Source organism: Mesorhizobium sp. M7A.F.Ca.AU.001.01.1.1, from assembly GCF_004022735.1.
Lineage (GTDB): Bacteria > Pseudomonadota > Alphaproteobacteria > Rhizobiales > Rhizobiaceae > Mesorhizobium > Mesorhizobium ciceri.
Genome location: NZ_RZPF01001227.1, coordinates 1 through 885 on the forward strand (window position 1 = coordinate 1; position 885 = coordinate 885).

Below are 885 nucleotides of genomic sequence, written 5' to 3' on the forward strand. Positions count from 1 at the left end.
GCCCTGACCATCGACGGCGGCGCCAACGCCTGATCCCGCGGGGATTTCCGGCTGGGGCGGAACCACCCTCCGCTCCAGCCGTCACGATCTTGTGAAACCGTTCTGCAACAGGCTTTCCAAAATTTATGAAAGCTTAACGAAATCGGTATGAATCAGTATAGTCGCGCCTTACATCCGCCATGCGGTGAGCGGGACGATCGAGCGTGCGGAACGGGAACCGGTTGCGGCCGGAGCGGGTGATTCATGAAATTCCTCGGAAACAAAGCAACCGTGATGCCGCTGATGGCAATCACGGCGACGCTGGCTTTCGGTGTACCCCAGGCAGGCGCGCAGGGGCTCTTCGACATGCTTTTCGGCGGCGGCGTCAGGCATGCGCCGAAAGGCGAGTTTCCGCCCCCGCCACCGAAGAACAAGCCAAAGCCGAAAGTGTCCGGTGGCGGCGGCGGCAATGTGAAGATCAGCAGCCCGTCCTACTACACCTACAAGGCCGACCGGCTGGTTCGCGTCGACTTCTCGGCATTGGCCGCGACGCCGGCGCAGGCGACACCGCAGGACGCCGCCTTCGTCCCGTCGGCTACGGGTGCCGCGTTTCGTGATGCGGTTGCCAGCTTGGGCGACTACGAATTCTTAGCCGAGCCCGACATCGCCAAGGCGCTGATCGCGTACTACTCGGCCAATCCGGATTTCATCTGGATAAGCGGAACCAGCCTCAACAGCCGTGCGCAGGATGCGGTGCGGGTGCTTGGCGAGGCTTCAAGCTATGGCCTCACGCCCGCCGACTATACGGTCGAAGTGCCCGCTGCCGGCGCATCGACGACCGATGCCAATGCGCAACTGAAAGAACTCGTCCGTTTCGAGATGGCGCTTTCGGCGCGTGTGCTGCGC

General features: G+C 62.6%; 1 pseudogene. It reads left to right on the top strand.

Features of this window, described 5'->3' with window-relative positions:
• Positions 1-243: 243 nt before the first annotated feature.
• Positions 244-885 (top strand): annotated as a pseudogene (locus EN884_RS37270) (hypothetical protein); the annotation flags it as partial.